Source organism: Salinibacterium sp. NYA9b (genome assembly GCF_976973725.1).
The window spans coordinates 1,876,969-1,889,993 of record NZ_OZ333476.1 but is presented as its reverse complement, the minus strand read 5'-3'; the positions used below and the strand labels follow the sequence as shown (position 1 = coordinate 1,889,993).

14 protein-coding genes are annotated in these 13,025 nt (G+C 59.7%); 1 reads left to right on the top strand and 13 read right to left on the bottom strand.

Going from position 1 to position 13,025, the window contains the following annotated elements; translation table 11 throughout:
* Positions 1-10 precede the first annotated feature (10 nt).
* The 10 genes from ACWFSR_RS08995 to ACWFSR_RS08950 form a co-directional block, all read right to left on the bottom strand.
* The gene (locus ACWFSR_RS08995) at positions 11-313 is read right to left on the bottom strand and encodes an urease subunit gamma (protein ID WP_197105924.1); all 303 of its coding nucleotides are present in this window, start codon (positions 311-313) and stop codon (positions 11-13) included.
* Complete coding sequence (locus ACWFSR_RS08990) at positions 313-1,329, bottom strand: HoxN/HupN/NixA family nickel/cobalt transporter (RefSeq protein WP_197218710.1); 1,017 nt, start codon at positions 1,327-1,329, stop codon at positions 313-315. The genes ACWFSR_RS08995 and ACWFSR_RS08990 overlap by 1 nt, the downstream gene beginning before the upstream one ends.
* Positions 1,330-1,368: 39 nt before the next feature.
* Positions 1,369-2,265, bottom strand: coding sequence for a 2-hydroxy-3-oxopropionate reductase (locus tag ACWFSR_RS08985; RefSeq protein ID WP_447522209.1), 897 nt, complete (start codon positions 2,263-2,265; stop codon positions 1,369-1,371).
* Positions 2,262-3,113, bottom strand: coding sequence for a hydroxypyruvate isomerase family protein (locus ACWFSR_RS08980; RefSeq protein WP_447522208.1), 852 nt, complete (start codon positions 3,111-3,113; stop codon positions 2,262-2,264). The genes ACWFSR_RS08985 and ACWFSR_RS08980 overlap by 4 nt, the downstream gene beginning before the upstream one ends.
* A gap of 9 nt (positions 3,114-3,122) precedes the next feature.
* Positions 3,123-4,001, bottom strand: a complete 879-nt coding sequence (locus tag ACWFSR_RS08975) for a carbohydrate ABC transporter permease (protein WP_197105920.1) — start codon at positions 3,999-4,001, stop codon at positions 3,123-3,125.
* A gap of 9 nt (positions 4,002-4,010) precedes the next feature.
* On the bottom strand, positions 4,011-4,877 hold the full coding sequence (locus tag ACWFSR_RS08970; RefSeq protein ID WP_197105919.1) for a carbohydrate ABC transporter permease: 867 nt from the start codon (positions 4,875-4,877) through the stop codon (positions 4,011-4,013).
* Positions 4,878-4,986: 109 nt separating this feature from the next.
* Positions 4,987-6,309: an ABC transporter substrate-binding protein gene (locus ACWFSR_RS08965; RefSeq protein WP_197105918.1), complete on the bottom strand. Its 1,323-nt coding sequence runs from the start codon at positions 6,307-6,309 to the stop codon at positions 4,987-4,989.
* A 52-nt stretch (positions 6,310-6,361) separates the two neighbouring features.
* Entirely contained in the window at positions 6,362-7,321 is a 960-nt protein-coding gene (locus tag ACWFSR_RS08960) for a nucleoside hydrolase (protein ID WP_197105917.1), read from the bottom strand.
* A gap of 35 nt (positions 7,322-7,356) precedes the next feature.
* Positions 7,357-8,799: a dihydroorotase gene (locus ACWFSR_RS08955; RefSeq protein WP_197109782.1), complete on the bottom strand. Its 1,443-nt coding sequence runs from the start codon at positions 8,797-8,799 to the stop codon at positions 7,357-7,359.
* Positions 8,784-9,611 (bottom strand): hypothetical protein, encoded by an 828-nt coding sequence (locus ACWFSR_RS08950; protein ID WP_197109783.1) that lies wholly within the window; start codon positions 9,609-9,611, stop codon positions 8,784-8,786. Before ACWFSR_RS08950 ends, ACWFSR_RS08955 begins: the two co-directional genes overlap by 16 nt.
* Before the next feature lie 353 nt (positions 9,612-9,964).
* Here ACWFSR_RS08950 and ACWFSR_RS08945 point away from each other — a divergent pair, with 353 nt between their 5' ends.
* The gene (locus ACWFSR_RS08945; protein ID WP_197109784.1) at positions 9,965-10,981 is read left to right on the top strand and encodes a LacI family DNA-binding transcriptional regulator; all 1,017 of its coding nucleotides are present in this window, start codon (positions 9,965-9,967) and stop codon (positions 10,979-10,981) included.
* A gap of 17 nt (positions 10,982-10,998) precedes the next feature.
* Here the strand turns inward: ACWFSR_RS08945 and ACWFSR_RS08940 are convergent, their stop codons facing one another.
* The 3 genes from ACWFSR_RS08940 to ACWFSR_RS08930 all read right to left on the bottom strand — a co-directional run bounded on the left by ACWFSR_RS08940 (position 10,999) and on the right by ACWFSR_RS08930 (position 13,006).
* Positions 10,999-11,634 carry a copper resistance CopC family protein gene (locus ACWFSR_RS08940; protein WP_447522207.1) on the bottom strand — a complete coding sequence of 212 codons (636 nt, stop codon included), beginning with the start codon at positions 11,632-11,634 and terminating at the stop codon, positions 10,999-11,001.
* Between the two features lie 8 nt (positions 11,635-11,642).
* Complete coding sequence (locus tag ACWFSR_RS08935; RefSeq protein WP_447522206.1) at positions 11,643-12,362, bottom strand: YcnI family copper-binding membrane protein; 720 nt, start codon at positions 12,360-12,362, stop codon at positions 11,643-11,645.
* A gap of 65 nt (positions 12,363-12,427) precedes the next feature.
* Positions 12,428-13,006 carry a hypothetical protein gene (locus ACWFSR_RS08930; RefSeq protein ID WP_197105911.1) on the bottom strand — a complete coding sequence of 193 codons (579 nt, stop codon included), beginning with the start codon at positions 13,004-13,006 and terminating at the stop codon, positions 12,428-12,430.
* Positions 13,007-13,025: the final 19 nt, after the last annotated feature.

The window sequence follows — 13,025 nt, the reverse complement described above, 5'->3', positions numbered from 1 at the left end:
TATCTCCCTTTTACTGGATGGGGTGATGCAAGGTGACGAGCTTGCGGCCGTCGGGAAAGGTTGCTTCGACTTGAACGTCGCGGATCATGTCGGCGACACCGGGCATCACTTGGGCGCGCGTGAGCACCTCCCGGCCTTCGTCCATGAGGTCGGCGACGAGTGCGCCGTCACGGGCGCGTTCGATCACCCAGCTGCTGAGCAAGGCGATGCTCTCGGGGTAGTTGAGGATGACCCCGCGGTCGAGTCGCTCCCGAGCGACCATCGCCGCAACGCTGAGCAATAGTTTCTCGGTATCGGCAGGAGTGAGATGCATCAGACGCCTTCTTTCATCATCGGCTGAGGAGTAACGAATGCAGAGGTGCGATCGCTGTGTGATCGTCCGATTGCCAGCACAACAAGCCAGCCAACAAGGATGAGCCCCGCTAGTACGAAGCCAAGAGATGACACTTCGGCACCCGAGATCCAATTCAGTACACCCGCAGTTCCTCCGGATGCAGTAACCGCCGAAGCGAGCTGCACGACACCGACAACAACCGCGACGGTGACAGCAACGACAGTCATTCCGACGCTGAAGGCTCGTTGGACGCGTGAGGAGCGCGAGCCTGGTCGGTAAACGCGGCTCGCCATGAGGCCTTGAAGGGTATCCATCGCGGTCATTCCTGCTGCGAACAGAATGGGAAGCGCGAGCACAGCCCACAGCGAAGTAGACGAGAGAGCGGCTGCGCCCAACAGGACGAGAAGCCAGATCTCTGTGGCGGTATCGAGGCCGAGTCCGAACAACAGACCGACTACGTACATTCGACTTGGTCGATCCACAGCCTTATCGAAACGTCCGAGTAGCCAAGTGACGGGGCCACGAACTCCGTGACTATGGGAACGGGTGAGCGCAATAATGTTGGCAGCGGCGATGACGAGCAGGAAGACTCCTGAGATCGTGGGGCCGTAGACAGTCGTGGTGAACTGAACCGCTGAGCCGTCAGCTGCCATGGCGGTTTCCAGTGCCTGCCCGAATGCCATAAGAAGCACGCACAGGACCGTGACGATCGTCGAATGCCCCAGCGCGAACCAAAAACCGACGGTGCCGCGCGCTTCGCGGGGCGACGTCGCGAGTCGTCGGGTCGTGTTGTCGATGGCGGCGATGTGATCGGCATCAAAAGCGTGACGAACTCCCAACGCGTAGGCGGTGAGCCCGATTCCGAGAGCGACGGCCAACCCGCTCGCTGCGCCCGAGGAGTCCGCTGCTGACGGCGCGCTCGCGAGAACGAGCGCGCCGAACCCGACGACGTGGAGCGCAACGATGGCACCGAGAACGCCCCAGGGGCGGTTCATGCGTGTGGTCGTGGCAGACCGTGACGGCAGGCTCACGACTTATCCCTCGGTCTGATCGTCACTGCGACCGGAGAGTTCACTGACGAGGGTGAACAATGCCGAATGATCGAGGTCGCCGTCGCCGCGGGCTTTGAGCGAACCCATGAGCTGCGCCACCACGGCTCCGAGAGGAATAGCGACCCCCGCTTCCCGTGCCGCAGCCGTAACGATTCCCAAGTCTTTGTCGTGCAAGGTCACACGGAAGCCCGGTGCGAAGTTTCTGGAGAGCATGTTCGGAGCTTTCCGCGAGAGAACTGTGCTGCCGGCAAGACCTCCCGAAAGCACCTTCACTGCGGACTCCATGTCTACTCCGTGGGCTTCGAGGAAGACGAGAGCTTCGGCGACGAGTTCCATCGTGCCGGCCACGATGAGCTGATTTGCAGCCTTTACCGTCTGACCAGAACCTGACGGGCCCACGTGAACGATCGTTGATCCAACAGCGTCGAAGACGGTGGAAGCCTGAGCGAAAGCTTCGGCTGATCCTCCGACCATGACGGATAGTGCACCCTCCACAGCTCCCGCCTCACCACCCGAGACCGGCGCATCGAGCATGTGAATCCCTGAGCTTGCTGCTTCTTCGGCCAACCGGATGGCAACATCCGGTCGAATCGTCGAAAAGTCGATGACGAGGGTGCCCTGCGGCACACGTGCGAACACGCCGCTTTCGCCGCTCAATACAGACTCGACATCGGGGGAGTCCGGCAGCATCGTCACCACAATTTCGGCGCCGGCGATCGCCTCTTCGACGCTCTGTGCGCCTGACCCGCCCTGCGCAATGAACGTGTCGACGGCGGCCCGGCTGCGGTTAAACCCTGTGACGTCGTGGCCAGCGGCAATCAAGTTGGCCGCCATAGGCGCGCCCATGATGCCGAGACCGATGAATGCAATTTTTGTCATAGTGAAGAACCTCTCGTTACTGAAACTGTGATCGATGGGAAATCATTGAGATTGGCGATGCTGGCTTGAGTGTCGCCAGTGGACGGCTTGTACTCGAGCGCGACCGCCCCGGTATAGCCCTGCTCGGTCAATTCGCTGAGATAGCGGTCTAGATCGAGCGTTCCGGAGCCGGGTTCTCCTCGGCCAGGGAAGTCCGCGATTTGTACATGCGCAACGGATGAGGCGTGACTCTTGATAGCGGCTGAAACATCATCCCCGTTCGCGGCTAAGTGGAAAATATCGAGCAAGAAAGCAACGTTCGAGTGTCCGGATGCCCGGACGCGATCTACCACCGCGATAGCGTCCGCCGCGGTGCGCAGCGGATAAGGCTTGGGGCCGCTCACGGCCTCGATGAGCACTGTCGCCCCGATGGTGGCGGCAGCGTCGGCGGCAAAGCCGAGGCTCTGGATCGCGAGCTCATCCTGTACTTCCGGAGTCGAGGTCTCGACTCGGTTTCCATAAAGCGCGTTGAACGCTCCCACGTTGAGGCGCGAACCGATGGCCGTTGCGATTTCCACGCTGTCGCGAAATTCTGCTTGGCGGTCGGGAAGAGAGAGGACACCGCAATCGGGCCCGAAAAGGTCCCCAGCAAAGTAGTTGAGTCCGACAAGCTTCGCTCCGGAATCGTCAATAGCCCCGACAAACTTGTCGACGTCGCTATCAGTGGGCGAAGCAGAATCGAACGGCCACCAATATTCGATCGAATCGAAACCAGCGTTATAGGCGGCGGCCGGCCGCTGGAGGAGGGGCAACTCTTGGAACAGCAGCGAGCAATTGGCGACGTAGGTGGAACGTTGGGGGGAGTTCATGCGATGTCCTTACTTGAGTCCGGAAGAAGCGAGGCCCTGCACGAAGAAGCGCTGAGCGAAGAGGAAGAGGAGGATCAGTGGCACTGTGGCCACCGCAGCGCCCGCGAACGTCAAGCCCCAGTTGGGCAGCTCACCCGCAGATACCGACTGGGCAATGGCGACCTGAATGACCTGATTCTGAGAACTTTGCACGACCGTCAACGGCCAGAGGAATGCGTTCCACGAGAACAAGAAGGTCACGAGGCAGAGAGTTGCCAACGATGTGCGCACGTTGGGAAGGATGATCGACCAGAACACACGGAAGTGTCCTGCGCCATCGAGTCGTGCCGCCTCATCCAACTCCATCGGGATCTCTTCGAAGGCTTGCTTCAGAAGGAAGAGCCCGAAAACGCTCGAGACCCAGGGAAGAGCGACAGCGAGGAGTGTGTCTTGCAGGTTGAGGCCAGCAATTACCCCATACATCGGCACGACAAGCGCTTCTGCCGGAAGCATGAATGTTGCGAGGATCACCGCGAAGACCACGCCGCGGCCCTTGAACGAAATTCTCGTCAACGCGTAGGCAGCGAGGGTGCAGACCACCAGGGTGCCGCCCACTTGGATGAACGCGACGATGAGCGAATTGACGAGAGCGAGACCGATTCCTTTTTCGAAAAGCGCCACAAAGTTGTCGATCGTTCCGCCGACGGGAAGAAATACCTTCCACGAGAGCGGGTTGAGATCATCGAAGATCGCGGTCTGATTTTTGAATGCAGACGACACCATCCAGAGGTAGGGCAGGAGGAATGCGCCCACGATGATGGCAATCACCACAAACGAGACGCCGAAGCGAGCGATAGTCATGGGGAGTCGGCGAAGCTGATGTGGTTCCGCTATGCGTTGAGTAGTCATGGCGTCCTCCTAATAGTTCCAACGAGTGCGAAGTAACCGCATCTGGATCAAGCTGATGATGATGGCGAAAGCAAGCACGACGAGCGCCATTGCGGAGGCGTAGCCCGGCTGCTGAAGAATGAACGCCGTCTTGTAGATGTGATAAATGATGAGGTTCGTCGTGCCCTGAGGGGCGCCACCCGTCATGATGTACGCCGGCGCAAATGCTTGGAGTGCGAAGACAGTCATCACTACGACAATGAACAGGGTCGTGCGGGAGAGCAGCGGAAGAGTGATGCTGAGCGTGCGACGGAGGGGCCCGGCTCCATCCATATGTGCTGCCTCGCTGAGCTCGGCGGGAACTGCTTGCAGTCCACCGAGAAAGAGAACGGTTGCCAGGCCCACTTGTTGCCAGACGGTCATCACGATGATGGCGGGGAGTGCTTGGGTGGTGTCGGTGAGAAAACCTGCGGACGGAATTCCAACTGTCGCGAGCACCGAGTTGATCAACCCTGTCTCATTGAGCAGGAACGTCCAGAGTGTCGCGACGACAACTGACGAGGTGACAACGGGAAGAAAGATCATGGTGCGTACGAGAGCCCGAGCGGGCAGCTTGCCGTTGAGAAAAACCGCCAGTGCGAAGGACGCAGGGACGACAAGAACAAGGACACCGAGAATGAACGCGAACGTGATCAGCAGCGACTGGATTGTCTCTGCATCCGTGAAGATCCGGATGAAGTTGTCCGCACCGACGAAGGTTGCGTTGTCGGGGTTGAAAAGGCTGTAGTCGAGCACGCTGCTGCGAGCCATGACTGCCAGCGGAATGTATTGAAAGACCAGCAGAAGCAGAAGGAACGGGGTGAGGAAGGCAAGCGCAGGTAGTGCGCCCTTCCCCATCGCGCTCTTCGATCTGCGCCTGGGCGGAAGCGAAGTGCTTCCGCCCAGGTCTCTGACCGCGAGCGGCGTGGAATCGATCGGGCCAGAATGCATGACGATGTTTCCTGTTCTACTTCGAGAGGATCGGGTCGAGCTTGGCGACTGCCTGATCGAGCTCAGTCTTCGGATCCGCTCCGTATGCGATGTTCTTCAACGCCGCAGTGACGTAGAGGTCATACGCGTCGAAGTGCGGTCCGGGAGGACGCGGTACGCCCCACTCCTGGATCTCTTCGACGGGAATGTTCAACGGTGCTTCGCTGAGCGAAGGCAGTGCTTCGGTCGTCGACACCAACACTGGAATCCGGAGGTTGTTCTCAACCCACTCGAGGTACTGGTCACCGGTGTCCATTGCAACAACGGCCGTGGCCGCTGCCTCTGCGTTGTTCGAACGTGCGGTGACGCCGAATGTAACAGCGCCGGTGTGCACAACAGGAGTAACGAGATACGGCGTTGGGCTCACACCGAAGTCCACTCCCGCGTTAGTAAGAGTCGTAGCGTTGGAGCTCACTTCGAGGTCGAAGCACGCCTTGCCATCGATCAGTGCATTGGGAAGACCAGTCTTCGATGTCACAGCATCCGGGCCTTCGAACAAGTTCTGGTAGAAGGTCGCACCCTCGATAGCTTCAGGCGTGTTCAGCCAGCCATCGACAGTGGTGCCGTCGTCAGAGATTGCATAGAACGTCTTGTAGGCCGACGACGATTCAGGAGCAGTGGGGTCTCCCATGCTGCGCAAGAAGAGCTGATCGCGGTACGACGTTCCCGGGGTGCCGTCTCCGAGTCGTGACGGTGCGAGACCGTACACGGTCGACCCAGCAGCCTCGGTTGCCGATACCTGGCAGGTCAGCATTGCGGCTTGCGCCTCTGGCCATGTCCACGCGGTGTCAAGAGAGGTGGGAGGTGTGATGCCGGCTGCATCAGTCAGCTCCTTGTTGAAGTACAAGGAGAGAGTGTCTTGCTCGTTGCCGGGCGAGTAAACCTGGCCGTCCCACGAGTTCTCTGTCAACGTCGCTGACGTCACGTCGTCAAACCAGCCATCGGGCAGGTAATCGTCAAGGGGAAGCAAGAAGCCCTGCGATGCGTAGGATGCGGTGCTGGGAGCGTCGAATCCGACAATGTCTGGCGGGTTCGACGACGGTGCGAGCACCGCGATCTTTGCTGCCAAGTTTCCGAACGGAACTTCGTCCACGGTGAAAATGACGCATTTGTTGGCGGCTGTGTAGGCATCCAATTGCTCGTCAGTGGGGGAGTTGTTTTCTGCGCGGAGTACGGAGAGTTCCGTTACGCCGTCCTCGCAGCCTGCGATGGTGGGGGTGGAGCCGGCAGAACATCCGGCGAGAGCCATAATGGCTACCGTCCCGACCGCCGTGCTCAGTGTTGCGATGTTGCGTTTCATTGTTTTCCCTTGCTTAGGTGGAGCGAAATATTCGAAACGTGAAGAGCAGTGGTTATCGCTGGATAGAGACACACTCCTTCAGCAGTCGATAGAAGACGTCAGCGTTCGCCGTCAATGCGACGTAGGCGTTCGGTTCTTCTATGCCTCGGTGACGAACGTCGATAACAGTTCTGCCGAAGGTGCGCACTCCTGTTGTCTCGATGCCGACGTGAAGGTGGTTAAGAGGAAGGACAGCGGGGTCGAGCAGATACGCGATGCAGACGGCATCGTGAATGGGGGCGCTGTCGGGAATCGCCTGTGGCTGGCTTTCATCGTGGGCGACGATGCGCTGTTGGATACAGATCGCGGTCGCCAGTCCAGCGGGGGTACTGAGAGCGTGAAGCTCGGATGCCTGTGCTCCGGTGACGAGTGCGTCGTGCGTCGCGTCGAGGGGAACCAGAACAATTCGCTTGAAGCCGGCTTTGAAAACGACGTCAGCAGCTACGGGGTCATGCCAGATGTTCGATTCTGCCGACGGCGTTGCGTTGCCGAAAGCGTGCGCGCCACCCATGATGACGATCTCGTCGACCTTCTCGATGATCGAGGGGTCGAGGGTGATCGCAGCCGCGATGTTTGTCAGTGGACCGACTGGCACCAGCGTGATGGGTTCAGTACGAGCTCGCAGCGTCTCGACTAACCACTCGACAGCGCCCTGCGTTTGAGCAACCGAGGTGGCGGGCGGGAGGTCGAGTTCCTTCGGGTGCATCTTTCCGCCGCTGTGATCGTCCGAAGGGCTGGGCTGCGGTACGCCGATAGGGCCGAATGGCTCATCGAGTCCCCGATAGACAGGGATGTCGGAGCGGTTGATGTAGTCGAGCACGCGAAGCGTGTTGTCAGTCGTATTCTCGACCGGACGATTGCCCCACACGGTGGTGCACGCAACGAGGTCGATCTCTGGCGATAGCGCTGCCATCATGATTGCAATCGCGTCGTCAGTTCCTGTGTCGACATCGAGGATGATTGACCGTGGCATGTAGTGTGCTCCTTCTTGGTTGGTGATGATGAGGATCAGACCGCGAGTGCGGGGTCTGTCCGGAAGCGATCGTTCAGCATTTCTCCACGGAAGTCCTCGCGTGGGAACTCGCCGTCAGCGAAGACGACGACGCCGCCGCATACGGTCACGCTCGGCCACATCCGCAATGTCATGCCGGCGTAGGGCGAGTAATCGATGGGCGAGTGAAGATCTTCGATCCGTACGACTCGCTCACCTTCCTCGAGGATGACGAGGTCGGCATCCATACCGATTGCGACCTTGCCTTTGCCTTCGAGACCGAATCTCACGGCGGCATTGCGCGAGGTGAGTTCGATGAGGCTTTCCATGCTCATGCCGTTGTCCACGACAAGGTGCGTCAAGAGCAGCGGGAGCATGAGGCCGATACCGGGCAATCCAGGCTTGGAAGTTTCCCAGTCAGTTTTTGCTGCGCTTGGCCATTCGTTGTGGTCGGATCCGAAGAAATCAATCTCGCCCGCGAGAACTGCCTCGGTAATGGCGTCGGAAAGACTGCGGTCGCGGATGGGCGGGGCGACTTTGCCCTCCGGGCCAATTGCCGACTCAGTGCTGAGCACCATGTAGTGAACACATGATTCAAGCGCCGCGCCCGGGTAACCCAATGCCTTTCTGGCTTTGATCGCTTCCAAGCTCGAGACGTGCACGATCGATACTTGGCAGCCTGCCTCTTCTGCAAGATAGAGAGCGGTCCAGGCGGCATCCCCTTCGGCGATGGTGGGGCGCGATCGCTCCCACCCTGCGAGCGAGTCGAGCCCAGCGGTGCTTTCCGTTTGCATAGCAGCGTCGACGATGTCGCCATCTTCGGCGTGCACCAGTGCTTGAGCACCGTTGGCTACGATCGCGGCGAATGCTTCTCGCATTTGCGCGTGGTTGAGGCTTCCGATTCCGCCCAGATTCTTGGCCTCTTCGCCGCGATACGGCATGAAGATCTTGAACGTGCGCATGCCTTCTTTGGTGGCCTGCTCGATTTCTGAGACTTGGCCCATATTCATGAGGCAGCCGTGGAACATCACATTGATCTGAGACTGAGCGCGTGCTGCGGCAAGGCCATCGTGGAACGAGTCAAGAAGCGACGGGGTACCGAACTGTACGTAATTGAGCGCAGTGGTGCAGCCACCGGCAAGCGCGCCGCGCGACTCAGCGGAGAAATTATCGTCCGGTCCAAGGCCGGGAATGTGGTTGTACTCGTCAGCGCGCTGGTTGATGTGAGCGTGGGAATCGATCGCACCGGGAATCACCCAGCGACCCGCGGCATCCGTCGTTTCTGTTGCGTGGCCTAAATCTTGCACGTTGCTCGACATTGCGACGATGACGCCGCCCTTGATGCCGATGTTGTAGAGCGCGTCGTCGTCGGAACGAATTTTTGCGTTCGTGATGACGAGGTCAAGTTGCTCGGCGGGCGCGGAGGCGCTGTGATCGTGGGACATTACTGTGCCATCCATTCATTCTTCAGATAATCGGTGTCGAGGTAACGTTCGGAAAGTTGGGTGCGGTACCACTCGTCTCGCTCTGTTTCATCGAGGGCTCGGTACTCGCGCCACAGGAGTCCGATGGCTACCCCGGCGTAAAGCTGGTAGTCGAGAACATGGGCGAGCGCCTCGTGGTCGTTCAGGAGCGCGTCGGCGCTTTCAGTGGTGAGCGTTTGAGGGGCCAACGTGACGAAGTCAGCGAATGCTGCGCTCTCGACCGCTGCGAGCGAGTCAACGTGGGGTCGTCCTTCGGGGCGGGAATCGACGTACGTCACGAGATCGTCGTAAAGAGCGAGCCACTGGCTCCGTTGAGGCTCATCGAGCCAGAGCGCAGAGCTGAAGAGCATGAGGGCGTGGTGCCGGATCATCGTGTAGTCGTCCACTAGCCCGTCGAGCTGAATTTGGAGAATGTCGTTCGTGATCGACATTTGGATGCGACTGGTATCGGTCAGCAACGTGCGGTACGACGGGTTCGCGTCGAGCACCGGAGCATAAGCGATCTCGATGAGTCGGAGAAAGAATGCTGCATCAGGAAGATGCCAGATGCGGCGAACTTCTTGGCTTGAGTCCAACCACGTCAACATGAAGTTTCCGAAAGTCCAGTCGGTCTCGTCGTCGGCGAGCACACCGACGACGTCGGCGCGATGCGCAACGGGCCCCGCTAAGGAGAGCAGGTGATCAGAATGCGACTGGGCCTTCGCTACCCACGCTGGCACATCAGCCGTGACAACGGGGGCACAGGTTGGTGCGTGGTGGTGAGGCGAGGGGAGTGAGGAAAGAGCCACAGCCTTGGTTCCTTTCGAATCGCCGGATGAACGTGCGATGTGAGGTTTGTTTAGCGATCTACGCGGGTAGATTGTGGACTATACAAACAGACCGTTTCGTCAGGGTCAAGCACTAATTTTGAAAATGGACCAGTGATTACGCAGATTTAACGTCGAAGAAACATGGAAATCTGCGTGAATTCTTTCTGTACGCACGTTTATTGCCTACCCGCGTAGATATTTTTCGGGTAAAGTGATTTTTCTTTAGCCTTCCACCTTGGATTGCGACATGATCGTCTGTGCGGCGTGTGCGCCGTCGACGTGCTCCGAACGGCACAGGGGAAAGCACTGATGAATAGGGAATCGAATACACCTTGGTAACCAGAGACGATGTTGCTCGCGAAGCGGGCACCTCTACTGCCGTTGTCAGTTACGTCATGAACAACGGCCCCCGCAATGTTGCCGCGCCGACGAAACAGCGTGTGCTCGATGCGGTCGCTCGGCTCGGTTACCGCCCTAATGCCACTGCTCGCGCTTTGGCCTCAGCTTCCAGCACGGTATTAGGGCTGATCGCTTCGGACATCACCAACCCCTACTGCAGTGAGCTCGCCATCGAGGTGGAGAACTCCGCACTTGCCCGTGGCCATTCGCTGCTGCTCGGAAACGCCATGAATAGCGATGAAAGGCAAGCACGCCACCTTCGCTCGTTTATGGAGCACCAAGTGCGCGGGATTCTCTTCGTCGGAAGCACGGACGAGCGTCGTTCAAGTCATGAAGAGACGTCTAGTGTGCTTGAGGGCAACCACACACCACTCGTGTTTTTCGACCGCCCGGCAAGCGAGCTTGGAGCGACCGCGATACTGGTCGACAACCGTGGTGGAGGTTTCGCCGCCACCTCTCACCTACTCGACCACGGGTACGAATCCGTTGCGTGTTTCTCTGGCCCGGCGCACCTGTATGGAGTCAGCGACCGACTAGCCGGGTGGGGCGATGCTCTCAAGGCAAAGGGGATGAAGGTCGACGACCACGAGGTATTCGAGAGCGAATTCGATCGCTACAGCGCTTTCGCGCTCGCACGGGATATTTTTGCGCGACCCACCCGCCCGCGGGCAATCTTCGTCCATAGTGATGAGCAAGCGTTCGGAATCATGACCGCGGCGACGCAAGCGGGGCTCAGCATTCCCGAGGACCTGGCGCTCATTTCTTTCGATGGGCTCAAGGAATCGAGCATCGTCTTACCCCGCCTCACGACCGTCCAGCAACCGTTCCACACTGCGGCCTCGCTCGGGGTGGATGTTCTTCTTGACGCAACTCCGGGGTCTCAAGAAGCGCCCCACAATCGTGTTCTTCCGCTGGACCTCACCATTCGTGAAAGTTGCGGCTGCAGATAATGGCTGGCTCGGCCCCGCTAAGACTCGTCTTTCTCGTCCTTGTTGCGCTTCGCAGTAATCAAGAAGATCGCTACTCCCGCAACTAAGACCAAGGCGATCGCTCCGCCCACGAGCACGACCGTGCCGGCGTCTGCGGCAGCAGCGTCACTATCCGCGTCGACCTGCGCTGGGTCGGTTGCATCTGCCGGGGGAGTGGACTCCTCAAGTGTTCCGCCGCCACAGGCTGGAGGCCCGCTCAGTGGGTCGGAGATCGTCTGGTCGGCATCCGGTTCCCACGTGAAGTCGATTTCGTCTGACACGGTGTGGCCATCGGCGGAGACCAGTTGCCAGAGCATCCGGTAGTCGCCTGCTTCACCCAGGGTCGCGCCGGTCGACAGCGTTGCATCGCTGATGGTGAAGCAACCGTCACCGTAGTACCCGCCGTTCGAATCCAAGATCTGAATCGCGAACCCGCCGCCGTCACCCGCAAGGTCGAGCAGGGTGTCGTTTGTGGTGACCGAGAACTCGTCGGGGAGCACGGTGAGGGTGTCGCCCTCAAGCGGCGTGCTCTCGACGAGGTAGTTGTGCGCGTACGCGGGCGCGGCCACGAGCAGCGTGAGTGCTGCTAGCGTGGCCGCGCCGAACGCGGCGCCTCTGCGAATAGCTTGACGCATAGGGTGAACTACTTTGCGGTGGGGCGGCGGAAGGCGAAGGCTGCTACGAGACCGGCGAGGCCAGCGACGAGGCCGGCGATGCCGAGACCGCGGGCAACCGGGTCGCCGCTGCTTGCGGAATCGGCGTAGTGCATTTGCTCTTCGGTTTCGTCAGCGTCGTGGTCACCAGTGTCGCTGTCAGCTGCAGCGTCGTGGTGGTCGACCGCCTCGTCGTTGACGTAGAGGATCGGCGCCGGCTTCTCTGCATCCTCTTCGACACCGTTCCAGCTCACGACGCTGCCATCGGTGTAGCTCTGGTCTGCTGCGAGTACGACACTTCCGACATCAGGAACCGGGCCGAGGGAGACGGGCAGCAGCAAGAGTCCGCCATCACCGAGCTCTGAGCCGGGCTGAGCGGTCCACACGATCGAGGTCACCGCCTCCGTGATTTCGCTTTCGCCGATCATGACAGGCTCGGGCAGTTCGCTGCGCACGAGTTGAGCATCCCAGCCGGCTACCGGCACGAAACGTACGCTCGTGAAGGGAGTGTCGGTAGGCAAAAACAGCTCAACCCGGTTGGTCTTTTCGGTTTCAGATTCGTTGGGAACCTTGACCGTGATGAGGGCGTAGTCGCCAGGGTCTGCCTGACCGGGATCGATCGTGACGTGGGCCATGGCGGCGAGTGGTGCTGCAATGGCGAGGGCGGCTCCCGCCGAGAGCGCGAGTGCAGCTTTAGTGAAATTCTTCATTAGTTTCTTTCTCAAAAGGGGTCGCGAAAATGCGACAAATATCGGGGATGCTGGGCGGCGTCGTGCTAAACCGCAGGCATGGTGGCTGGTGGGCCCCGATAACGCGTGATGGAGAGAACTCGTGCAACAAGCGGCGTTGCCGGCGCGGCGACAGGCACAACGCGGAACTCGAGAATGCGTGTTCCGGCGATGCTCGCGGATGCGAGAAGCCGCGACACAAAGACGCGGGCCGTTTCGAACAGCCCCCAGAAGGCAACCTCGGCGTAGCGGAACATCAGAATCGTGACCACTGCCGCCGCAAGATGCGAAAGCGACATGGTCGAGTCCGCAGTCTGGGTCGCCGAGGAGAAGTCAAACGTCATGGCTGCCATGTTGTGCGGCGCGATACCTTCCGGCGCCAGCATCGAACTAAACAGTGTGTGGTACATCGCTTGGCTCACCAGAATGGCAGCACTGAGGCGAACAATCGAGACCGTGCGCCCTGCCAAAAGGGTGCAAATGGCGACGGAGATGACGAGCGAGACGCCGATGCCGAACATCGACGGAGATGCTCCGCCAGCGACGACGTGGGAGAGAGCTGCGGCACACGTAGCAAACAGCGCAGCTAAGCCGCCGCGGAGCACGCGCGTTGCACGAGTATGCATGGGGCCCCTTCTGTTGGCT